The sequence below is a fragment of the Tritonibacter aquimaris genome, assembly GCF_009617595.1.
GTDB classification, from domain to species: Bacteria; Pseudomonadota; Alphaproteobacteria; order Rhodobacterales; family Rhodobacteraceae; genus Epibacterium; species Epibacterium aquimaris.
In genome coordinates, this window is the sequence record NZ_WIXK01000005.1 from 363,606 (window position 1) to 386,082 (window position 22,477).

At 56.3% G+C, this 22,477-nt stretch carries 21 protein-coding genes and 1 riboswitch; of the genes, 13 read left to right on the top strand and 8 right to left on the bottom strand.

Going from position 1 to position 22,477, the window contains the following annotated elements; translation table 11 throughout:
* The first annotated feature begins 103 nt into the window (after positions 1–103).
* Together GG681_RS12135 and GG681_RS12140 are read left to right on the top strand one after the other, a co-directional pair.
* Positions 104–583 (top strand): DUF2867 domain-containing protein, encoded by a 480-nt coding sequence (locus GG681_RS12135; RefSeq protein ID WP_153548267.1) that lies wholly within the window; start codon positions 104–106, stop codon positions 581–583.
* Between the two features lie 329 nt (positions 584–912).
* Positions 913–2,337 (top strand): Do family serine endopeptidase, encoded by a 1,425-nt coding sequence (locus GG681_RS12140; RefSeq protein WP_235899926.1) that lies wholly within the window; start codon positions 913–915, stop codon positions 2,335–2,337.
* A gap of 113 nt (positions 2,338–2,450) precedes the next feature.
* Here the strand turns inward: GG681_RS12140 and GG681_RS12145 are convergent, their stop codons facing one another.
* Positions 2,451–3,113 (bottom strand): Crp/Fnr family transcriptional regulator, encoded by a 663-nt coding sequence (locus tag GG681_RS12145; RefSeq protein ID WP_153548269.1) that lies wholly within the window; start codon positions 3,111–3,113, stop codon positions 2,451–2,453.
* Between the two features lie 86 nt (positions 3,114–3,199).
* Positions 3,200–3,724 (bottom strand): peptidoglycan-binding domain-containing protein, encoded by a 525-nt coding sequence (locus GG681_RS12150; protein WP_153548270.1) that lies wholly within the window; start codon positions 3,722–3,724, stop codon positions 3,200–3,202.
* A 378-nt stretch (positions 3,725–4,102) separates the two neighbouring features.
* Between GG681_RS12150 and GG681_RS12155 the strand changes: the two genes are divergently transcribed.
* Together GG681_RS12155 and GG681_RS12160 are read left to right on the top strand one after the other, a co-directional pair.
* Positions 4,103–4,426 (top strand): 2Fe-2S iron-sulfur cluster-binding protein, encoded by a 324-nt coding sequence (locus GG681_RS12155; RefSeq protein WP_153548271.1) that lies wholly within the window; start codon positions 4,103–4,105, stop codon positions 4,424–4,426.
* A 17-nt stretch (positions 4,427–4,443) separates the two neighbouring features.
* On the top strand, positions 4,444–5,217 hold the full coding sequence (locus GG681_RS12160) for an FG-GAP repeat domain-containing protein (RefSeq protein WP_408057666.1): 774 nt from the start codon (positions 4,444–4,446) through the stop codon (positions 5,215–5,217).
* Between the two features lie 49 nt (positions 5,218–5,266).
* Here GG681_RS12160 and GG681_RS12165 read toward each other — a convergent pair whose 3' ends face one another.
* Together GG681_RS12165 and purD are read right to left on the bottom strand one after the other, a co-directional pair.
* The gene (locus GG681_RS12165; RefSeq protein WP_153548272.1) at positions 5,267–5,899 is read right to left on the bottom strand and encodes a LuxR C-terminal-related transcriptional regulator; all 633 of its coding nucleotides are present in this window, start codon (positions 5,897–5,899) and stop codon (positions 5,267–5,269) included.
* Between the two features lie 250 nt (positions 5,900–6,149).
* Positions 6,150–7,412, bottom strand: coding sequence for a phosphoribosylamine--glycine ligase (gene purD, locus GG681_RS12170; protein WP_153548273.1), 1,263 nt, complete (start codon positions 7,410–7,412; stop codon positions 6,150–6,152).
* A gap of 100 nt (positions 7,413–7,512) precedes the next feature.
* On the opposite strand from purD, the gene xseA reads away from it, so the two are divergent.
* The gene (gene xseA / locus GG681_RS12175; RefSeq protein ID WP_153548274.1) at positions 7,513–9,054 is read left to right on the top strand and encodes an exodeoxyribonuclease VII large subunit; all 1,542 of its coding nucleotides are present in this window, start codon (positions 7,513–7,515) and stop codon (positions 9,052–9,054) included.
* A 1-nt stretch (position 9,055) separates the two neighbouring features.
* Here the strand turns inward: xseA and GG681_RS12180 are convergent, their stop codons facing one another.
* Entirely contained in the window at positions 9,056–9,451 is a 396-nt protein-coding gene (locus GG681_RS12180) for a hypothetical protein (protein ID WP_153548275.1), read from the bottom strand.
* Between the two features lie 216 nt (positions 9,452–9,667).
* Between GG681_RS12180 and ftsY the strand changes: the two genes are divergently transcribed.
* The 3 genes from ftsY to GG681_RS12195 are packed head-to-tail and all read left to right on the top strand — an operon-like array spanning position 9,668 to position 12,347.
* Positions 9,668–10,810, top strand: a complete 1,143-nt coding sequence (gene ftsY / locus GG681_RS12185; RefSeq protein ID WP_153548276.1) for a signal recognition particle-docking protein FtsY — start codon at positions 9,668–9,670, stop codon at positions 10,808–10,810.
* 3 nt (positions 10,811–10,813) lie between these two features.
* Positions 10,814–11,716: a DMT family transporter gene (locus tag GG681_RS12190; RefSeq protein ID WP_328593370.1), complete on the top strand. Its 903-nt coding sequence runs from the start codon at positions 10,814–10,816 to the stop codon at positions 11,714–11,716.
* Positions 11,717–11,741: 25 nt separating this feature from the next.
* Complete coding sequence (locus GG681_RS12195) at positions 11,742–12,347, top strand: inner membrane-spanning protein YciB (protein ID WP_153548277.1); 606 nt, start codon at positions 11,742–11,744, stop codon at positions 12,345–12,347.
* Between the two features lie 127 nt (positions 12,348–12,474).
* On the opposite strand, the gene GG681_RS12200 is transcribed toward GG681_RS12195, so the two are convergent.
* From GG681_RS12200 to GG681_RS12210, 3 genes are all read right to left on the bottom strand, one after another.
* The gene (locus GG681_RS12200) at positions 12,475–13,155 is read right to left on the bottom strand and encodes a glutathione binding-like protein (RefSeq protein ID WP_153548278.1); all 681 of its coding nucleotides are present in this window, start codon (positions 13,153–13,155) and stop codon (positions 12,475–12,477) included.
* A 103-nt stretch (positions 13,156–13,258) separates the two neighbouring features.
* Positions 13,259–13,885, bottom strand: a complete 627-nt coding sequence (locus GG681_RS12205; protein ID WP_153548279.1) for a hypothetical protein — start codon at positions 13,883–13,885, stop codon at positions 13,259–13,261.
* Positions 13,886–14,608: 723 nt separating this feature from the next.
* The gene (locus tag GG681_RS12210) at positions 14,609–15,541 is read right to left on the bottom strand and encodes a DUF726 domain-containing protein (RefSeq protein ID WP_153548280.1); all 933 of its coding nucleotides are present in this window, start codon (positions 15,539–15,541) and stop codon (positions 14,609–14,611) included.
* A gap of 135 nt (positions 15,542–15,676) precedes the next feature.
* Positions 15,677–15,754, top strand: a riboswitch (SAM riboswitch).
* Between the two features lie 62 nt (positions 15,755–15,816).
* Between GG681_RS12210 and metZ the strand changes: the two genes are divergently transcribed.
* From metZ to GG681_RS12235, 5 genes are all read left to right on the top strand, one after another.
* Complete coding sequence (gene metZ, locus GG681_RS12215) at positions 15,817–17,007, top strand: O-succinylhomoserine sulfhydrylase (protein WP_153548281.1); 1,191 nt, start codon at positions 15,817–15,819, stop codon at positions 17,005–17,007.
* A gap of 200 nt (positions 17,008–17,207) precedes the next feature.
* The gene (gene folE2 / locus GG681_RS12220; protein WP_153548282.1) at positions 17,208–18,311 is read left to right on the top strand and encodes a GTP cyclohydrolase FolE2; all 1,104 of its coding nucleotides are present in this window, start codon (positions 17,208–17,210) and stop codon (positions 18,309–18,311) included.
* Positions 18,312–18,637: 326 nt separating this feature from the next.
* Complete coding sequence (locus GG681_RS12225; protein ID WP_153548283.1) at positions 18,638–19,321, top strand: hypothetical protein; 684 nt, start codon at positions 18,638–18,640, stop codon at positions 19,319–19,321.
* A 72-nt stretch (positions 19,322–19,393) separates the two neighbouring features.
* Positions 19,394–20,842 (top strand): TrkH family potassium uptake protein, encoded by a 1,449-nt coding sequence (locus tag GG681_RS12230; protein ID WP_153548284.1) that lies wholly within the window; start codon positions 19,394–19,396, stop codon positions 20,840–20,842.
* Positions 20,843–20,982: 140 nt separating this feature from the next.
* Positions 20,983–22,218 (top strand): aspartate kinase, encoded by a 1,236-nt coding sequence (locus tag GG681_RS12235; RefSeq protein WP_153548285.1) that lies wholly within the window; start codon positions 20,983–20,985, stop codon positions 22,216–22,218.
* Positions 22,219–22,477 lie beyond the last annotated feature (259 nt).

Here is a 22,477-nt window from a genome sequence, read left to right on the forward strand (position 1 = left end):
TGTCGCAATTGCATCTGCGGGGATCATCCCCATTTCGCGGTGAAAGGGCGTGAGGCATGAATTGGCGCTGCCCGTTTTTTATGTGTTTTAGGAGGTATATGGCATGGGCGCGACAAACATACAGGAGATCAGCTACCCGCTGCCGAGCAGGCATTTGGAACAAGCCAATTGGGTTGATTGTTTCGAAGTCAAAAGCGGAGAGGCGGGTATGGATGCGACCAGAGCTGTTGCGCGCATCTTTGATGCGCCACCGCCGCGTTGGGTGCGTGCCCTCACCAGTTTGCGCAATAAAATCGTGGGCCTGGTTGGGCTAGAGGGCGGTGAAATCTCAATCGATGGGGAAAAACTGGGCGCTTTTCCCGTCTTGTATCGCGGGCCAGATGCGGTGGTTTGTGGCTTTGACGACTGGCATCTGGATTTCCGTGTTGTGGTGGAAACCCCCAAAAACGGTGCGGATCAGCGGGTGCGATTGGCCACATTGGTGCGGCGTAAACATTGGTTTGGATATGTCTATCTCTTTCTGATCACCCCATTTCATAAGGCGATTGCGCGTACATTGCTGTTGCGGGCAGCGCAGCCTTGATAGTGAGGTTTTGGGATGTGCGGGGCGTGGCGCTTGCCAAGTCTACTTCAATGGTCGCGGTTTACACCGACGCCGCACTTATATCTGTCTCAACTTGTTTCAACCGCTTTCACTTCGTTTTGAATTTGTGCAACATGCGTTGCAGGGCGGTTTGGAGACACTACATTGCTTGAGCATGTCATACGGCGATGCATGGGCCGGGGTTTTCTGTTCCTCATTCTGCCATCGACCGTTGACCAAAGATGAATTTGGCTATGACAAGGAGTAGTTCCGTGCAGCCACAAGTTACTTTTGCACAAGATTCAAACGGGCCTAGCGCACCCTGGCGCATGTTGAGCATGGCGCTGATGGCCGTGGCACTGATGTTGCTTCAGGCGATGGGCGCACAGGCGCGCCCCGAGAGCCTTGCTCCGCTTGCACAAAAGGTGAGCCCAGCTGTTGTAAACATCACCACCTCGACAGTGGTTGAAGGTCGTGTAGGGCCGCAAGGCATCGTGCCCGAAGGCTCACCGCTGGAAGATCTGTTCCGTGATTTCCAAGACCGTGGTGGCGAAGACCGCCGTGCGCGCCGTTCCTCTGCGCTGGGGTCGGGGTTCGTGATTTCCGAGGATGGTTTCATTGTCACCAACAACCACGTGATTGAAGGTGCAGATGAGATCGAGATTGAATTTTTCCCCGGCGAGGGCCAGCCAAGCGAGCTGTTGCCTGCAACCGTTGTGGGCACCGATCGCAATACCGATCTGGCCCTGCTGAAAGTCGAAGCGCCAATGCCGCTAAGCTATGTTCAGTTTGGTAATAGCGATGAGGCGCTGGTAGGTGACTGGGTTCTGGCCATGGGCAACCCGCTGGGGCAGGGCTTCTCTGTGTCTGCAGGGATTGTTTCGGCCCGTAACCGAGCGCTTTCGGGTCAGTATGACGACTACATCCAGACCGATGCAGCGATTAACCGCGGCAACTCCGGTGGTCCGCTGTTTAACATGGATGGCGAAGTGATTGGTGTGAACACTGCCATCCTGTCGCCCAATGGCGGTTCAATCGGGATTGGCTTTTCCATGGCCTCCAACGTGGTCAGCAAGGTTGTGGCACAGCTGAAAGAGTTCGGCGAAACCCGTCGCGGCTGGCTTGGTGTGCGCATTCAGGATGTGGATCCTGATGTGGCCGAAGCGATGGGGCTGGAAAATGCCGCAGGCGCGCTGGTAACCGATGTGCCGGAAGGGCCAGCCAAGGTAGCAGGTCTGCTGTCTGGTGACGTAATCCTGACCTTTGATGGCGTTGACGTTGAAGATACCCGTGGCCTGGTGCGCCAGGTTGGCAATTCCGAAGTGGGCAAAACCGTGCGTGTGGTTGTCTTCCGTGACGGCAAGACCGAGACCCTGCGTGTAACCCTGGGCCGCCGTGAAGACGCAGAGCGCAATGAGCAACCCGAAAATGGCAGCCCTTCTGAGCCTGAGACCAGCGAAAAAGAGCTGCTGGGCCTGACCATTGGTAGCCTGACCGAAGAGATGCGCGGTGAACTCAATGTCGAGAGTGACGTTGATGGGCTGGTGATCCTGTCGGTTGATGAAGCATCAGAAGCCTTTGAAAAAGGCCTGCGTGCGGGTGACGTGATCACCGAAGCCGGTCAACAGACCGTGGGTGACATTGCTGCGCTTGAGCAACGCATCCAAGAGGTCAAAGATGCAGGTCGCAAGTCACTGCTGCTGCTGGTGCGCCGCAATGGGGATCCACGCTTCGTTGCGCTGAACCTCGACTAACATCGCGTGGGAGCTTTCTGGCTCCCGCGTATTGGCCCGTATTATGGGGCCGGAATGAGAAAGGCCGCAGCACAGATGCTGCGGCCTTTTTCGTTCTGATGATCTGGTCGGGCTTAAATCATATCCAGTTCGGCCAGCTCTTCGAGCGCGGCATGATCGAGAATTTCAACACCACCGCGGCGAATATCCAGAATAGAGTTTCGTTTCCATCCGGCCAGCGTTTTGGACACCGCTTCGCGGGTAGCGCCCACATATTCTGCAAGCTCTGCCTGCGACAGTTTCAGCCAATCGTTCTGCCCTTCTGGCGACAGGTGCAGAAGTTTACGCGCCAGTCGTACCGGCAGTGGCAAGAAGACCTGTTCATTGAGCTGGGTGCTCATCCAACGCATGCGCTGCCCAGCAAGCCGCAACATGTCTTCGGCCAGCTCCGGGTGGTTTTGCAGCTGGGTCAACACGTCTTTGCGATCAAGCCTGCGCAGGGTGGACCGTCCGACAGAGGTGGCGGTCGCTGTGCGCACCCCCGGATCAAACAGCGCAATTTCACCGAACACCGCACCAGCAGAAATCCGATCCAGAATATGCCTACGCCCGGTGGACGACAGGATCGACAGTTCCAGCTCACCATCGATCACCGCATAAAGCGCGGTGCCTTCGTCACCTTGTTCAAACAATGTGTCGCCGGGGGCGAGCTGCATTTCCTGCGCCTGACGGTTCAGAGTCTCGCGCAGCCTGTCTGAGGCGCCGGAAAGAAATCCGGTTGTAGGAAGTTCCGCCATGGGCGCTCCTTGTGATGGCAGATGGGCCATGGGTTGGTCGAAGGCCGACCTGTTATACTGCAGCACAGGCTGATGTCGCGCCCAGGTTAACGTGCAACTGAAATCAAACCAAGTTTGCGCGCATTTTCAAGTGACAAGGTGCCGCTTTCAAGGCCCTGACGCCTTTGATACTTTAAAATGGCGTCTTTTGTGGCACGGTCGCGCTGACCAGTGACCGGGCCACTATAATGCCCACGTGCGCTCAGCGCCCTTTGCAGCGAGGCAAGCAGATCCGGAGACAGTTCAGCCGGGCACAGGGTTTCAAACCAGCGCTCCTGGCGCGGCTGGGTCACCACCTGCCGGGTCACCGTGCGCACAACTGCTGGCTCGACCACCAGACCATTGGCATCTGTCTGCGCCGGAGAGATGATCTCCTGCTGGGTCAGCGTGGCAATCCGTGCGGGAATGATTTCAGTGTCCCAGCACGTGCCTGCTGCGGCGCCGGGCGGGGCTTTTACAGCTGCGCTGCGCACAGTTTGCCCCGGCGGCAACGTGGCCGTGCAGGCGCTACAGCACAGCACAAGGCTTGCGATCCGCAGTCCGTTTGCAAAAGTGGCGGGAATAAACAACATGTGATTATGAGATAGTTCTGCGTGGTCGCTGCTCGTTTTGCGCGAGGTTAGACGATGTTGTTAGCCAGCGCAAACAGCCAATGTTGCGGCGCGCTCGCAAAGCAAGCGCAAATGCAGATCTGCCGAACTGAGCGTGCTTGGTGTGATTTGGGTTTGATGGGCACATATTCGCTTTTTCGCAGATCTCATCCGGATGAGAGAGATGCGAAAACGACGTGCAGATGGTTGATCTTTCTGGGGGAATGTCACCATATACAGGATGAATTTGGGCATGAGCCTAGGCAATTGCAATTTTGTCCGTGTAGCTGTTGCATCACGGGCTGTATCAGGGGCATCGGGCCTCATCGTTTGCAAGTACCGAGGAAGGGAAGACGAACAATGGCGAAAATCACCTACATCGAACACAGCGGCACAGAACATGTTGTGGAGGTGGCCAATGGGCTCACCGTGATGGAAGGCGCGCGTGACAATAATATCCCCGGCATCGATGGAGATTGCGGCGGGGCTTGCGCCTGTTCGACGTGCCATGCCTATCTGGCACCGGATTGGGTGGAAAAAGTACCCGCCATGGATGACATGGAAGAAGATATGCTGGATTTCGCCTTTCAGCCCGAACCGCCACGTTCGCGCCTGACCTGTCAGCTTAAGGTGACGGACGCGCTGGATGGTCTGGTGGTGCACATGCCTGAAAAACAGATGTAACAACGGAGATATGGAAGATGCCGGTTTTTTCGACAGAGGTCTGGAATAAAGCGCGGCGTCTACCGCATCAATACAGGCCAGCTCTTGCGCGCCGCGCCGGGCTGATGTTGAGCCTGTGGCTGATGACGGCTGGGGCTGTTGCCGCCGAAACGGTAACAGCTGCAAGCTTTGATCAGCCGACCCGCCGCTATGCACATGGGGTGCTGGGGGATGCCATTGAATATGGCAGCCTGCGGATCACATCTGCGGCGGGATCAATTGAGGTGGTCTTGCCCAAAGATCACGTCTTTGAAGATCTGGCACCACGGCTGGTTGATATTGATCTTGATGGTCAGGCCGAGGTCATGGTGGTGGAAACGGATATGGCGCGCGGTGCCCAGCTTGCGATCTATGATCACAGCGGTAAAAAGATTGCAGAAACGCCGCACATCGGGCGTTCAAACCGCTGGCTTGCGCCGATTGGGGCTGCGGATCTGGATGGGGATGGCCTGGTGGAGCTGGCCTATATCGACCGCCCGCATCTGGCCAAAACCCTGCGCATCTGGCGCTATCAGGATGGCGCACTGGTGGAAGTCGCCGCGCTGCGAGGGCTGACAAACCACCAGATCGGTCAGGATTTCATTACCTCAGGTCTGCGCCGCTGTGGCGATACTGTTGAGCTGATCACCGCTGATGCCCATTGGCAGTCCGTCGTGGCCACCGTGCTACAGGCAGATCAGCTCAAGAGCCGGGTGATTGGCGCGTTTCAAAAAGATCCGGAACTGAAACGCGCTTTGGCCTGCGATGACTGAAACGCGCACGCGCTTATGAGGGCTGAGGGCGGCTGTGATCGTTGCGGGGCTAGCTTCCCACCACATGGCCGCCGGAAATATCGCCCAGTGATGAAAACAGCGCAGCGGTATTGTTTACCCCTACTTTGCGCAAAAGCCGCGCCCGGTGGACTTCTATGGTGCGGTGGCTGAGGCTCAGCTCGCGGGCGATTTCCTTGCTGGTCATCCCCTGCGCGAGCAGCGTGTAGACTTCGCGTTCGCGTCGCGTCAGCGGGTGATAGGGGCGGCTGGCGGATAGGTCGGCAAAGCTCCAGACCGCATGTGCCAATGGGCTATTGGGGGTAAAGCTATGGCCGCGCACCCGGACCCAGAACAAATCCCCATCTTTACGCCGCATCACCCGTTCATCCCAATAGAGCGTGCCTTTTCTCAGGCATTCACGGCCTCGGTGGGTGATGTTTTCAAACTCGGCTCGTGAGGGGTAGAGAAACGCAAAAAGTTCGCCAATCATCTCCGCACGTTCATAGCCAAACATCTCGCAAAAGCGGTTATTGCATTCGCGCAGAACGCGATTTTCAGTCACCACCAGGCCAATAGGAGCCATATCAAATGCGGCTTCAAGCAGGGGGCGGGCTGGGATCTGGGGCGCAGTCTGGGTGGTATCCTTTTGGGGGGAACCTGGCTGGGATGTCGCTGCGGCCATCGGTACTCCATCTGCTAGAAAAACAAAACGCGGGTGGAAGAAACTATAGCGGCGCAGGCGTATGAAAAAAGCGCGCGGTCAGGAAATTTGCGTGAAACGTCGCGTTTCTGAACCTGTTTTATTGATGTTTTGTGGAGTGTTGCGGCGTCTTTGCGAAAGGCATCTTTGAGATGTGCGCTGACGACTGTGCGAACTGCAGGCAGCGTAAAATGCCGCCTGCAGTTCAATGTGTAAATGGGCGCGTATCAGATCAAAGCGCGCGCCAGCCGATATCGCGGCGGACAAACCCTTCCGGCCAGTCGATCTGATCCACCATCGCATAGGCGCGATCACGGGCTTCTTGCAGATTGTCGCCGCGCGCAGTGATGTTCAAAACGCGCCCACCAGTGGCCAGAACCTTGCCATCTTCGGCTTTGGTGCCCGCGTGAAATGCCATGTTTTCGCTGTCTTCTGGCAACGCATCCAGGCCCTTGATCTCGGTCCCTTTTTCATATGAACCGGGATAGCCATTTGCTGCCATCACCACAGTGATGGCGTGGTCGTCGGCCCAGTTCACCTGCGCGTCTTTCAGGCGACCTTCGGCGGTGGCTTGCAGCAGATCCAGCACCTGACCGCCCAGGCGCATCATCAGCACCTGGCATTCCGGATCGCCGAAACGCACGTTGTATTCCACCAGACGTGGCTGATCGTCTTTGATCATCAGACCGGCATAAAGAACGCCCTGATAGGGCATGCCGCGATCCGCCATGGCTTTCATCGTGGGTTTCACGATCTCTTCCATCGCTTTTGCTTCGATCTCAGCCGACAGCACCGGAGCAGGGGAATAGGCTCCCATGCCGCCGGTGTTCAGGCCGGTGTCACCTTCGCCCACGCGTTTGTGGTCCTGCGCGGTGCCGATCGAGAGCACATCTTCGCCGTCAACCAGAACAAAAAGCGAGGCTTCTTCGCCTTCCATGAACTCTTCGATCACCACTTCTGCGCCGGCACCACCAAAAGCGCCGCCAAACATGTCATCAATGGCGTCCAGCGCGGTTTGTTCATCCATCGCCACAATCACGCCTTTACCCGCTGCCAGACCATCGGCCTTGACAACAATCGGCGCGCCGTTTTCGCGTACATGTGCCTTGGCGGCCTCTGCATCGGTGAAATGGCCATAGCCTGCGGTGGGCGCATTGGCCGCGTCGCAGATTTCCTTGGTAAAGCTTTTGGAAGCTTCCAGCCGCGCTGCATCTTTTGACGGACCAAAGACCAGAATGCCCGCTTCGCGCAGGCGATCCGCCACCCCTTCGGCCAGCGGGGCCTCAGGGCCCACAATCACAAAATCAATGGCCTCTTCCTCGGAAAAACGCGCAACCGCGCCGCCATCAAGAATATCCAGATCCGCACATTCGGCGATCTGTGCAATGCCTGCGTTTCCCGGTGCCACAATCAGCTTGTCGCATTTTGGGTTCTGTTTCACGGCCCATGTCAGCGCATGTTCGCGCCCGCCGCTGCCGAGGATGAGGATATTCATTGCGCTGTCTCCGATCTGCTTGGCCTTGCTTGCGGCGTGTCATATGCTGCGCGCGAGCCTAAAACAAGAACCCATCCCATTCGCCGAGCCCTGATCCCCCATGTCTGACCTGTTTGATGATCCCCAGCCGGGGCAAAATGCTCCTGAATTCACTGTCTCCGAACTTTCCGGTGAGGTGAAGCGCACATTGGAAGGCTCTTTTGGTCGTATTCGGGTGAAGGGCGAGGTTGGCCGTGTGTTCAAAGCGCGCTCAGGCCATCTGTATTACGACATCAAGGATGAAAAATCCGTTCTGGCCTGCACCACCTGGAAAGGGCAAGTCGCGGGATTGTCGGTTGTTCCCGAAGAGGGGCTTGAGGTGGTTGTCACTGGTCGGCTCACTGCCTTTGGGGCGCAGTCCAAATACAATATGAATGTGGATGAGGTTGCGGTTGCCGGGCAGGGCGCGTTGATGGCGCTTTTGGAAAAGCGCAAGAAACAGCTTGAAACCGAGGGGCTGTTTGCGGATGCGCGCAAAAAACCGCTGCCGTTTCTGCCCCAGTTCATTGGGGTTGTGACCTCACCCTCGGGGGCGGTGATCCGCGATATTCTGCATCGTTTGCGCGATCGTTTTCCGCGCAAGGTTCTGGTTTGGCCGGTGGCGGTACAGGGGCAGAACTGCGCGCCAGAGGTCGCGCGCGCCATTGAAGGGTTTAACCAGCTCAGCCCCGGTGGTGCACTGCCGCGTCCGGATTTGATTATTGTCGCCCGAGGCGGTGGTTCAATCGAAGACCTTTGGGGGTTTAACGAGGAAATCGTTGCCCGCGCAGCTGCCGCCAGTGAGATCCCGCTGATATCAGCCGTGGGCCATGAAACCGACACCACCTTGATAGATTTCGTGTCCGATAAACGCGCGCCCACACCCACGGCGGCGGCGGAGCTGGCGGTGCCAGTACGGCTTGATCTGTTGGCGTGGACGTCGGAGCAGGGCGCGCGGCTTTCGCGCGCCGCCGGTCAAACAGTACAACTGCGCCGCCAGCGCCTGAATGATCTCTCCCGCGCTTTGCCGCGTCCTGAAGTGCTGCTGGAAACGCCGCGTCAGCGGCTGGATCGGGTGGCAGACCGTCTTCCCAATGCGTTGATCTCTGGCGTGCAACGGCGTCGCGTGGTGCTGAGCGAACGCGCCGCAGCGCTGCGCCCTAGCACCCTGCGGGCCTTTGTTGGTACCCGTCAGGATAAGCTGCGCAACCTGTCGTCGCGTCTTTCAACCCGGCCGATTGAGCGCGATCTCACCCAAAAACGCGAACGCCTCAACACCCTTGCGCAACGCATTGAAGCGGCGCAGAAAACCCGGCTTGATCGTCGCGCGCAGGCGCTGGTGGCAACTGGGCGACAGCTCGAAATCCTCAGCTACAAAGCAACGCTTGAACGCGGCTATGCGGTTGTGCGCAATGATGCGGGTATTGTGACACGCCGCGCAGACGCAGAGGCATCAGCCGCATTGAGTATTGAATTTGGCGATGGTGTGTTTGTTGTTGGCGAGGCTGGCTCCGCGCCGAAGCCTTCAGCCCCCAGTCTTGGTGAAACCACGTCAGCAAAGAGCAAACCAGCAAAACCCAAACCGGTGAACCCCGCAGATACGGGGCAGGGCAGCCTGTTTTAGGCTACACCCCCACATCCGGGCCGGGGCAGATCTGTTCCCGCCCGTTTGCCGCAGCTTCATTCAGCTCGGTTCGGCCGCTCTCATCTTCGATGATCGCACTGAGCCCGCTGTCGCTTAGGTTCATATTCCAGCACTGGGGGGTGTCATTGCCATCATAGACGAAACAGATCTGTGCACCGACCGGGAACCAATGGCCTTCCTTGCAATCGCCATCCAGATAGGACCAGCGCACGCGTCGGTTTCGCAGGTAGGTTTCTGCGCCGTAAGGCTGGCCGTGGGAATTGAAAAACAGCGTTTTGCCTTGTGTGTAGGCGTCAAAGGCCTGCCCGGTCAGTGGCTCCGCCAAAGAGCAGGTGGCACAGGTTGAAAATAAAGCAATAAAAATAGAATCGCGCATGAAATGACTTTGGCAGATTTTGCGCCACTGCGGGTGAATTTATGTGTCCGGCTGCTCTAACAGGCGTCCTGTGGTCATATTGCATTGCGCGTTTACGGGGCGGCTCGTGCAAAAACGCAAACAGGTATAGGTTTTTTCTCATCCATTGGCCCCATGGCTTTGCATGTCGCGTCATTCCGCATTAGGTGGAATGCAAACCATGATCTGGAGTGCTCAATGGCGTTTTTCTCAAAGCTCAAGGAACGGATGTTCAAATCTTCTTCGAAACTGGAGAAGGGTCTTGATGCGATTGTGGAAGAGGGCGCGGACAGTGCGCCAGCTGCGCCTGAACCTGAGGTTATTCCTGCGCCCAAGGTCGAAGAGGCACCTGCCCCCGCAGAACCTGTTCAACCTGCCGAGCCCGTAGCGCCCGTAAAGCCGGTTGAAACCGTCAAAGCGGAACCCAAGGAAGAACCGAAAGAAGCCAGCAAAGGCCCCGGCCTTCTGGGGCGTCTCATCGGTCGCGGCACCAAGGATGAGCCGCGCCGGGTGCTGGATGATGATATGCTCGAACAGCTCGAAGAGTTGCTGATCGCGGCTGATATGGGGGTTGATACCGCCTTGCGCGTGACCTCCAACATGGCAGAGGGGCGTCTTGGCAAACGCCTGTCCAGCCGTGAAATCAAGGAACTCTTGGCGCAAGAAGTGTCGCGGGTGATGGAACATGTGGCCAAACCCATGCCGATCTATGAAAAACGCCCGCAGGTGGTTTTGGTGGTTGGTGTGAATGGTGCGGGTAAAACCACCACCATCGGCAAGCTTGCCAGCCAGTTCAAAGCCGCCGGGAAATCGGTGGTGATTGCTGCCGGTGATACCTTCCGCGCCGCCGCCGTGGAACAGCTGCAGGTCTGGGGAGACCGCGCAGGCGTACCGGTGCTCACCGCGCCGGAAGGGTCTGATCCTGCAAGCCTTGCATTTGACGCCATGACCAAAGCCGAAGCAGAAGGTGCGGATCTTTTGATGATCGACACCGCAGGCCGGTTGCAAAACCGCGCCGATCTGATGGAAGAGCTGGCCAAGATCGTCCGCGTTATCCGCAAAAAGGATGAAACCGCGCCGCACAACACGCTGTTGGTGCTGGACGCAACCACTGGGCAAAACGCGCTCAATCAGGTTGAGACCTTCCAGAAACTTGCGGATGTGTCGGGGCTGGTGATGACCAAGCTCGACGGCACCGCCAAAGGTGGTGTGTTGGTGGCGCTTGCGGATAAGTTTGGCCTGCCGATCCACGCGATTGGCGTGGGAGAGCAGATCGACGATCTGCAGCCCTTTGATCCCGAAGAATTTGCCGCAGCACTTACAGGCCTTGATAAGAGCTAAGATGTGAGCGACTGGCTGATCTCTTTGGAAGGGACCGAGGCCGGTCACCAGTTGGCACTTGTGCTTGCGCTGTCCGCTGCGTTTTTACATGCGGTCTTTGGCGCGCTGCAAAAGGGGCGTCATGATCCGTGGCTGTCGCGCGGGGCGATTGATTTTGCCTATTGCGTGATGGCTGCGCCTTTTGCGCTGTTTGTAGTGCCCTGGCCCGAGCCGCATATGTGGCTGATCTTCCTGGGCGCTTTTGTGATCCACACGGCCTATAAGCTTTTGCAGGCCTTTGCTTATACCAAAGGCAGCTACACGGTGGTCTATCCTGTGGTGCGTGGCACCGGGCCCTTGTTTGCGGTGATTGGCGCATTTTTGATCTTTGATGAGGTGTTCACGCTGATCCAATGGCTTGGCGTGCTGGTGCTGCTTGCTGGGATTTTTGGGCTCGCGCTTTACAACTACCTGTTTCTTGAAAGCAATCGTGACACGCTGGGTGTTGCGCTGGCACTGGCGGGCGTTACCGGCCTGTTTGTGGCGCTTTATACCACCTATGACGCTTATGGTATTCGCGCAACCGCGGATCCTTTTACCTTTCTGGCGTGGTTTTTCATGATTGATGGGCTGGTGTTTCCGGGGATCGCCGCGCTGCGCTGGGGTGCTATGGCCGCGCGCCCAGCCCTGCCACCGCTGATGTTGCGTGGCTTTGTTGGTGGATTGGTGGCTTTTGCCTCTTTTGGCTCAATTATGATGGCCACACGACTGGACAAAGTTGGGGAAGCCGCCATCTTACGCGAAACCTCCACCGTGTTTGCAGCCTTGATTGGCTGGGTGGTGTTGAAAGAAACCGTTGGACCAAGACGATTGATCCTGATGGCGCTCATTGCGCTGGGCGCGGTGATTGTGGAAATGGGCGGCTGAGTGCTGCAAAACTGGAAGTGAACAGATGAGCGAGAAAAAAACTGCCTCTTGGATAAAGCCCGCGCTGGAGTTCGGCCCGGTGTTGTTGTTTTTCATCGGCTATCTCAAGCTGAAGGATGAGGTCTTTACCATTGGGGGCACAGAATACGGCGGCTTTATTGTGGTGACGGCGCTGTTTGTACCTTTGATGGTGATCTGTTCCGGGATCTTGTGGAAACTCACCGGGCATCTGTCAAAAATGCAGATCGCCACGATGGTTCTGGTGGTGGTCTTTGGGGGGCTGTCAATCTGGTTCAATGATGAGCGGTTTTTCAAGATGAAGCCGACCATGATTTATCTGCTCTTTGGCGGTATTCTGGGCGTGGGGCTCTTGCGCGGGCGCAGCTATCTGAAGGTGGTGATGGAGGAAGCCTTGCCGATGCAGGATGCGGGCTGGATGATACTGACGCGGCATCTGTGTTTTTTCTTTCTTGCGCTGGCCGTATTGAATGAGCTGATCTGGCGGACCCAAAGCGAAGAGACTTGGGTTTATTTCAAGACCTTTGGTCTGTCTGCAGCGATGTTCGTCTTTTTCATGGCCCATGCCAAAGTGTTTCAGACCTACGGGATTGAGGACAGCGAAGAGGGTTGAGCTCCCGCCTGCAGTGCGATCCTTGCGGATCTGCTGCGGTTGGGCCTGGCCGCGCCTTTGGCGCGGCTAAACCTGACGCGCCAGAGGCGCGACATTATTATTAAGAAAGGCGTGGCAAATGTCGCGCCTATTTTGTGAAGAGATCCTGGACTACCCAGCTGTCAGAACGGTCCTTGCGCAGATCCGCATGCAATGCGCGCCCACGGCGCAGAGCAGGGCGCTGCCAGAGGTCTTGTAGCCAACGTGCCAGATTTGGTTTGTCGCTCAGATCCTGCTCTTGCCCCTGCCACAGCGATGCCCAGGGCCAGATCGCCATATCTGCGATCGTATAGCTGTCTCCCGCCACAAATTCACGATCCGAAAGCCTGCGATCAAGCACGCCATAAAGCCGGGCAACCTCTGTGCGATAGCGGTTCTTGGCGTAGGTGATGTCTTCGGGGGCGTATTTGAGGAAATGATGCGCTTGTCCGGCCATTGGGCCGAGTCCGCCCATCTGCCACATTAGCCATTGTTCGACTTCGGCCTGCGCCCGCGGGGTATCGCCCCCAAATTGGCCGGTCTTACGCACAAGATATTGCAAGATCGCACCGCTTTCAAACAGGCTGACCGGCGCGCCATCCGGCCCCTCAGGATCCACAATGGCAGGCATGCGATTGTTGGGCGCGATGCTCAAAAACGCAGGCGCAAACTGGTCACCCTGGCCGATATCAATCAGCTGGGTGCGATAGGGCAGGGAAAACTCTTCCAGTGCGATGGAGATTTTCCAGCCGTTGGGTGTGGGCCAGTAATAGAGATCAATAGGCGTCATAAGGTACCGCTACGTGAACTTGATATGCCCAGCAGGTTAGTTCCACTTTGTGTTTGTGAAAAATGATATTTCGTTGATCTATCACCCAAATGGGCAGGATCGGCTACGACTTGCGACGCAGCAGAGCAAGCCCACCCGCCAATGCACCAAACAGCAAAAAGCCCGTCGCAGGCAGCGGGACTGGCGCGATTGATCCATTATTTGATTGTTGGGCGACCACAAAATTGCCCGTGCTGCTATCGCTCCCGGTATTGGAGGCAATCAGCCCACAGGCAATGGGATCGCAGCCTGGCAGAGAGGGCTGGCTGCTGACCAAAACGGTGGCCCCAGTGACCACGTCTGAGGCGAGAAGCCACTCGTCCACCCGAGGCAGCGCATCTCCCAGAATGGGAGTGCTGTTGAGATCGACCAGCAAGCCCAGAAGATTGGTGAAGGTGAAAGCCGCCACGCGTGAGTTGCCCGAGAAACGCCCGGTAAACGACTGGACCTCGTCAAAACGGCTGCCCAGCACATTGTCGCCGTCAAGATCCACGGCCTCAAAAAAACCACTGAGTTTAGCGCCTTCGGAGTAATTTTGTTCGAAATAATAAGTGGCTGCTGGGGCAGAGTTGGCTGCAAAAAGTAGTGTTATTGCCGCTGAGAAAATACGCGTTTTCATATCGAATCCCTTCACCATCAGCGCAATTGAAAGCTTGCAGTGATTTAAATTATTAACTTGTTTTGGCCACATTTGCGAGGATTCAGATTATTTGCAATGATTATTGGCGTTATTAACTTTTTAAATAAGATATTAATGAATTGTTAATGGTTTATTAATGAGTTGAGTGGCTCTCCTGGTTTCTGTTTTTATTTGACCTAATGCATTTTCTATTTTTAAATTAATCGAGCTAAGTTATTAAAAATGTACAATTTAACTGTCTGCATGAAGGGAGAGCTGTCCTGGGGTCCCTAGGTCGCGCTGTTCATTCCGTCCAACGCAGTGATGTGTAGTCAGCAGAGACAGTGAGACGAGAAACTGTATTCTTATTGAGGCAGTGGACTGCGGATGAGACGGGTCGAATCGACAAGAGATTGGCTTAAGCGAACAGAATTCACCCAACGCGCGCCAAAACTGCTACAGCCTGCCGCGAAGACAGGCGTTGGTGTCTGCCGCAGAGACTTTTTCAGACCGAAGAGATGCGATCGACCACGGCGTGTGACGCCGTAGTATTAATGATCTGGCGAAACGGATGACCGATGTAGAGTGCGGCGCCCCATCAATTAAGGTGTCACCGGCAGCGTAGGGAGCAGTTTCTTACGCCCCGCTCATGAAAGGCTGAACGCATCGCGCGCACTGCGAGCAAACATGGCGATGTTAATTTAATCACCGCGGTCTGTACGTTTTTGCACTGTGGGATCAAAGGGGTGTTGTTCCCATCCCGAGCCAAATGCAAAACGAATGTAGCCTGTGCCCCTAGAGCTGTTGCCAGAGTGGCCGAGGTTCAGGTTGTGGGCGCGGTGCAAAAATGCGCGACCAACGGGTGTCGAGCTGCTCGGGCAATTCCTGACGCAACACTGCCAGCGGCAGATCAGCAGGTTTGCGCATGAGTTTTTTGTAAAACCCTAACGTTCCCGCGCGGGTGTATGATGACCAATGGCAGATCCGGCGCTGTGGTTTGGCGATGCTGCTGCCGTTGCGGGCCAGCGTTGCCAGCGTTTCAAGACAGTCGATCTGTAACGTCAGCGCATTACGTGCCGCGAGACCTTGACCAATGGCGCGCTCTCCTCGTTTGGGGGCGCGTGTCAGCAGCTCAAACAGGTAATCATAAGGGTCGTTTTCGCGGCTGGTGACATTGAACAACTCCACGCTGCGCCCAGCAGGTGTTTCCAACGCGCGCAACGCCCGGCTTTGATAGCTGGCACCTGTCAACGACAGGATTCGATCAACAGCATTTTCCGGCAGGTGATGCAGCGCCTCAAAGGCAACTTCCGCCCCCAGAGAGTGGCCAATGATATGAATTGGGCGGGTTGGGTTTTTCTGCTGAAGATGCGCAATTACCTTGGCCATGGCACGTCCGGCCTGGATCGCGCGGCCTTGTGCCTGTTGCAAGGTGCCGCGAGCACGCCAGCCAAAGGCAATCGCCAGACCCTCATCCGCATGTCCAAGCCCAAAGCCAAGCTGGCGCGGCCATGACGGTGACTTCCACGGCATATGATCCGGATCGAGCGAGAAAATATGACGATGCGGACAGTGTTTGCGGCTGTAGGGCTGATACTTAAACCCATGCACCATCAAAACGACGGGGCCGCTGCCCTGTGCTGCCTGATCCAGAACTGTATCTATTGAGGCGGGAGAGCCATGAAGATGAGGGGTCTCGCCAACCGCATTAATCCGAAGCACTGCCATCTTACACCTCAGCGATAAGATTGTTGCGCAATTGGGTAAGGCGGGCAGGTGACGTGCACATGACGCCGCCGTGACAGCTCGGTAACGATGTGGAGGCTTGACGCATTGGTGATCGCGGCGTAGCAACAACATGTCCGCAAGGACCGTGGTGATTTGTAGCCGGATTGCGGACCACGTTAAATCTGCCGCTAAAGAGGTCAGGACGAGAAGGACTCCCTTTCGCTTGGCCGAAACGGGAGTTTTTTTATGCGCGCCAATGCGCAGGAGATAACACAATGAGCGAGAACTGGAACAGCCGCACCAAATTGGTTCATGGGGGCACGCGCCGCAGCCAATATAATGAGGTCAGCGAAGCAATCTTTCTGACCCAGGGTTTTGTTTATGACACCGCCGAGCAAGCCGAAGCGCGTTTTGTCGAGATTGGCGAAGATGAGTTCATCTACGGCCGTTATGGCAACCCAACCGTGGCGATGTTTGAAAACCGCATTGCGATGCTTGAGGGGGGCGAAGATGCATTTGCCACTGCATCCGGCATGGCCGCGGTCAGCGGTGCGCTTACCTCGCTTTTGAAAGCGGGCGATCATGTGGTGTCGGCCAAGGCGCTGTTTGGCTCTTGTCTGTTCATTCTTGAAGGCGTTCTTGCCCGTTACGGCGTTGAAGTAACCTTTGTGGATGGCACCAACCTGGACGAATGGCGCGCGGCTGTGCGCCCGGATACCAAGGCGGTGTTTTTTGAAAGCATGTCAAACCCCACGCTTGAGGTGATTGATGTGGCGGCCGTGGCCGAGATCGCCCATGCGGTCAGCGCAACCGTTGTGGTGGACAATGTGTTTTCCACTCCGGTGTTTTCCAAGGCGATCGAACAGGGTGCGGATCTGGTGATCTATTCCGCCACCAAACATATCGACGGGCAGGGGCGCGCGCTGGGTGGGGTCATTATCGGCTCCAAAGAGCTGATCCGCGGCACGGTTGAACCCTACATGAAGCACACCGGTGGCTGCATGAGCCCGTTTAACGCCTGGGTCATGCTGAAAGGGCTTGAAACCATCGATTTGCGCGTGCGGGCACAGGCGGAAAGCGCGTTGAAAATTGCCACCGCGCTGGAAGGGCACGCAGCTTTGGAGCGTACCATCTACCCTGGTCTGCCAACCCATGCACAAAATGCACTGGTGCAGAGCCAGCTTGATGGCAAGGGCGGCACCGTGTTGTCGCTTGATCTCAAAGGTGGCAAGGACGCCGCGTTCAAGTTCCTCAATGCGCTGACAATTCCGGTGATTTCCAACAATTTGGGGGATGCGAAATCCATTGCAACCCATCCGGCAACCACCACCCACCAGCGTTTGAGCGATGAGCAAAAAGACGATCTGGGCATCACGCCGGGTCTGGTGCGTTTCTCTGTGGGTCTGGAAGATGCAGATGACCTGATCGCAGACCTGTCTCAGGCACTTCAGGTGGCGCAGAGCTAAGCCATTTAGAACGATCACTAAACCGGTGGAAAAAGGGGGCGCGCGCTCCCTTTTTTCGTGTGTTTTTTGGCAGATAGGTCCGGGATGTCAGAACGAATGGCTGCAATGCCGTATTTTTCGCATCCCTTTTGTATTTTATGGCGTATTGGGCTACACAGATAAACCTGCGCAACCAAAGCTGCTATGAGGGGATCCTACCCATGAATATCCATCCCAGCGAACTGGCTGAAACCCCGGATCGCCGGGCGGCTGAGGCGGCCTTGGACGTGCTGCGCCAATGGGCCAAAACGGTGAGCGCGGTTGAAATTGCCGAACTGGATCCCGCTGTGGCGCGCCTTCTGCCAGATCGCGCAGTGTCAAACTACCCGGATCTTGCGCGTGACTACCCGGCAGATTTTGTCGCCGATGCGGAATACCGTGCCACGCTGCCGGATCTGCAAAATGGCCCCGCAAGCCTCATTCGGGGTGCCAAAGAACAGATCCAACATGTGGGCATTTCCAATTTCCGCCTGCCGATCCGTTTTCACACCCGTGATGGCGGAGATCTGACATTGGAAACATCGGTCACTGGCACTGTGTCGCTTGATGCTGAGAAAAAGGGCATCAATATGTCCCGCATCATGCGTTCTTTTTACAAGCATGCTGAAAAAACGTTTTCTTTTCATGTTCTTGCTGATGCGCTTGATGATTATCTCACTGATCTTGGCAGTCTGGATGCCCGCCTTCAGATGCGGTTTTCGTTCCCGGCAAAGATCAACAGCCTGCGCTCCGGGCTGAGTGGTTATCAATATTACGACATCGCGCTGGAGCTTGTGCATATCGATGGGGTGCGTCAGGCGATCACCCATCTGGATTATGTCTACTCCTCCACCTGTCCCTGTTCGCTGGAACTGTCGGAACATGCCCGTCAGGCGCGCGCCCAGCTGGCGACACCGCATTCGCAACGCTCGGTGGCGCGCATTTCAGTGCTGTCGGATCCAAGCGCGGGTATCTTGTGGTTTGAGGATCTGATCGATCATTGCCGTGTCGCGGTGCCAACCGAGACGCAGGTGATGGTCAAACGTGAAGACGAACAAGCCTTTGCCGAGCTCAACGCCGCCAACCCGATCTTTGTCGAAGATGCGGCGCGGCTGTTCTGCGAAGCGCTCAAAAACGATTCGCGTATTGCAGATTTCCGCATTGTTGCCAGCCATCAGGAAAGCCTTCACAGCCATGATGCAATCAGCGTGCTGACGCAGGGGCCAACATTTGCAACGCGCAGTCTGGATCCGCATCAGTTCTCCAGCCTGATCCACCAGGGCTGAGTACGGCGCTTCAACATAAATAACAGATGCATCGCCTGCTTCCTTGAAGTGGGCGATTTTGTGCTGGCGTGACGGGGCGCTGCCAAGAGTTTCAGCGTTCAGAAAAAGTTTTTGCTGCAACGCGGCATTTTTTACGCTGTGTTGCGCGAATTTGCTGCTACGCTTTTTCCAAACCTTTGGGGTGATCCGCGCTTCAAAGGCAGTTGGAGGGGGTGGATTGTTCAAACAGATCTGTCACACTGGCATCGGTATGGATGCTCTATGTACAGCTGCTCTCTTCTTTTGTTTCGACGCCCCAAGGGTGGGTACGACGTAAGGAGAAGACCATGATCCGTTTTTCATTTTTCCCAGAACAGACGCACTCTCCACAGCAGTGGTTGGGCTATATGGCAGGCAATCAGATGAAACTCTGGCAGGATATGGCGGATGCCATGCTGCAGGCCCCGACTGAGCAGATGCGTCAGGCGCAGGCCGTTGCCAAACTCTATCAGGCGTTCTGGGGGCTGACGCCAAGCGTAACAACCAGCGCGCCGGTGGCGCCTGTTAAACCCGCAGCCAAGCCAAGCAGCAAGGCGCCTGCAAAAAAGGCGACGACCGCGCGCAAGCCAGCATCAAATGCAAGCGCTTCCGCAGAAACCACAGCCAAAACTGCCGCCAAAACCGCAGCGCCAAAACCTGCTGAAAAAGCGGCCGAACCTGCCCCCGCTCGCAAGCCCGCAGCGCGCAAAGCAGCAGCGCCGAAACCCGCAGCTAAACCGGCAGCCAAACCTGCGCCTGCTGCCCCAGCGGCACCCAAACCCGCGCCTGCCAAGCCAGCCGTCGCAAAAACCGCCGCAGCCAAACCCACAGCGACAAACGCACCAACGGATAAGCCAACAGAGGCATTTTCCAGCCGTCGTGAGCCCGCAACGCAGGAAAAATCTACGCCAAACCGGCGCACAACCCGCTCCCCGTCCAAGCCACAGGCAATGCCAGCTGAAAAACCTGGCCCCAAGGGATCGTCTGATTAATCCTACTGTTCATCCTCATCCGGTTAATCAATGACTTGACAGTTTGAGCGCGCAGCGCCAACGCTGCGCCTCATGTTAGACCTACGCCCCATTGGATATGTGATCGGCCTGTTGGTCAGCATTCTGGGATGCACCATGGTGTTCCCGATGCTGGTCGACATGTTCGACGGACAGGGACACTGGCCCGTGTTTCTGGAGAGTGCGATGATTTGCATTCTTGTTGGCGGCGCCTTGGCGCTGTGTTGTGCCAATGGGGTGGGGCAGGGGCTGGATATCCGTCAGACCTTTATCCTGACCACGGCGGTCTGGGCGGCGCTGCCGGTGTTTGGGGCGATCCCTCTGGTGCTTGGTGCGACGGATCTGCGCTTTGTTGATGCGTTTTTTGAAGCCATGTCGGGCCTCACAACCACTGGATCCACTATTTTGTCCGGGCTGGATGATCTGCCTCGCGGGCTGCTGCTTTGGCGTGCAACGCTACAGTGGCTGGGCGGCATCGGTATCATTGTTGTCGCCATGGTGTTCCTGCCCGAGCTGCGCGTGGGTGGTATGCAGATCTTTCGATCCGAAGCCTTTGATACAATGGGGAAGATCCTGCCCCGTGCGCAGGCCATCGCGGGGCAGATTTCACTGATCTATGTGGCGATCACCGCCGCATGTGCCGTGGTCTATGCCGGGCTTGGCATGGGCCCTTTTGATGCGATCTGCCATGCGATGACCACCACCTCCACCGGTGGGTTTGCCAATTATGATGCGTCCTTTGGCACGTTCTCTGGTCCAGCCGAATATGCCGCATCTGTCTTTATGATCCTCGCCGCGCTGCCGTTTGTGCGCTATGTGCAGTTGATCAACGGTCAGACCACACCTTTGCTCAAGGATGCCCAGATCCGTGGCTTCCTGATGACGATTGGGGTGCTGGTGTTGGTGACCACCGTGCTCTTGGTGTCGATCTTTCCCCACCATCCCGAGCAAGCGCTGCGCGAAGCGCTTTTTAATATCACCTCGATCATCTCGGGCACCGGTTACGCCAGCGTGGATTACATGAACTGGGGTAATTTCCTGATCATGATGTTCTTCTTTATCGGTCTGATTGGCGGCTGCGCGGGCTCAACAGCATGTTCGGTAAAGATCTTCCGCTACCAGCTGCTGATCGCCTCTATCCGGGTGCAGATTCAGAAGATCCGATCACCACATGGGGTGTTCTTTCCCCGCTACGAAGGCCGCCCGGTGGGGCAAGATGTTCTCAGCTCGGTGATTTCATTCTTTATCTTCTTTGTGCTGACACTGGGCATCGTGGCCTGGATGTTGACGCTGACCGGTCTTGATTTTGTCACTGCGGTGTCTGGTGCTGCGACGGCGGTGGCGAACATTGGACCCGGGCTTGGCGATATCATTGGACCGTCGGGTAATTTTGCGCCCTTAAACGACACTGCAAAATGGATCTTGATCGTGGCCATGCTGATCGGACGGCTCGAACTTCTGGCGGTCTATGCAATGTTGACCGTGCGGTTTTGGCGTTCCTAACCTAAGCGCGTCTGAAATACGTATGAAAACAGCAGTGTAAGGTGATTGTATTGCTACAATGCCTCAAGCTTGCGAATGTATTGTACCAGGTTTAAAGACACGCGATACTTTTCAACAAGAGCGCACGGGAGGTTTGTCAAATGCCCGTTCTAGTGATGAAATTCGGCGGGACTTCCGTCGCCAATCTGGATCGCATTCGCCGCGCCGCCAAACGCGTTGGCGTAGAAGTGGCAAAAGGCTACGATGTGATCGTTATTGTCTCGGCCATGTCCGGCAAGACAAATGAGCTCGTGAACTGGGTTGGTGAAACGTCACCGCTTTATGACGCGCGCGAATATGATGCGGTGGTGTCTTCTGGTGAAAACATAACCGCGGGCCTGATGGCGCTGACGTTGCAGGAAATGGGCGTGCCCGCGCGCAGCTGGCAGGGCTGGCAAGTGCCGCTCAAGACCAACTCGGCCCACAGCCAGGCCCGGATCGAAGAGATCCCAACCGACAATATCACCGCCAAATTCGGCGAAGGTATGAAGGTTGCGGTTGTGGCAGGCTTCCAGGGCATCAGCCCCGAAGGCCGTATCACCACCCTTGGCCGCGGCGGCTCAGACACCACGGCTGTGGCGTTTGCGGCGTCCTTTGGCGCGGAGCGCTGCGACATCTACACTGATGTGGATGGCGTCTACACCACCGATCCACGTATTTGCGCCAAGGCGCGCAAACTGGATAAAATCGCCTTTGAGGAAATGCTGGAACTTGCGTCGCTGGGCGCAAAAGTCCTGCAAACCCGCTCTGTTGAATTGGCGATGCGCTACAAGGTGAAACTGCGCGTCCTGTCTAGCTTTGAAGAACAATCCGACGAGGCCGGCACCCTGGTCTGCGACGAGGAGGAAATCATGGAATCCAATGTTGTAAACGGCGTCGCCTATTCCCGTGACGAAGCAAAAATGACCCTGATCTCGGTGGCTGACCGCCCCGGCATCGCGGCGACCATCTTTGGCACCCTGTCTGAAGCAGGCGTCAACGTGGATATGATCATCCAAAACATTTCTGAGGAAGGTCGCACCGATATGACCTTCTCCTGTCCAACCGATCAGGTTGCGCGTGCTGAGCAGGCGTTGCTGGCGATCAAGGATCAGGGTGAGCTGAATTACGCCGAGCTGGTGGCCGACACTGAGGTCGCCAAAGTCTCTGTTGTGGGGATCGGCATGCGTTCGCAATCCGGTGTCGCAGCGAAGATGTTCAAAATCCTCTCTGATGAAGGTGTGAATATTCAGGTTATCACCACATCCGAGATCAAAATCTCGGTTCTGATCGATCGCAAATACATGGAACTGGCGGTTCAGTCGCTACATGATGCGTTTGAGCTGGAAAAAGCCTAAAACTTTAGACGTCTGACGCTCTCTTGTGCAGGCAGGCGTCAGCCACTTTCGATGAAAACGCCGCAATTTTGGTTGTGGTTTGGCACATATCTGAGCGTTCCTTGCAAAAAAACGCATATATTTTGTGCGGTATTCTGCAAGGGACGCTTTTCCTTTTGCGCATTGCACATGTGAATTCCCCAAAATCAATTTTTATAATAAAAAACAAAGTCTAGCGACGGTTTGCCCAAGGGTCACATGCTGCAAAGCAGCGAGGAAA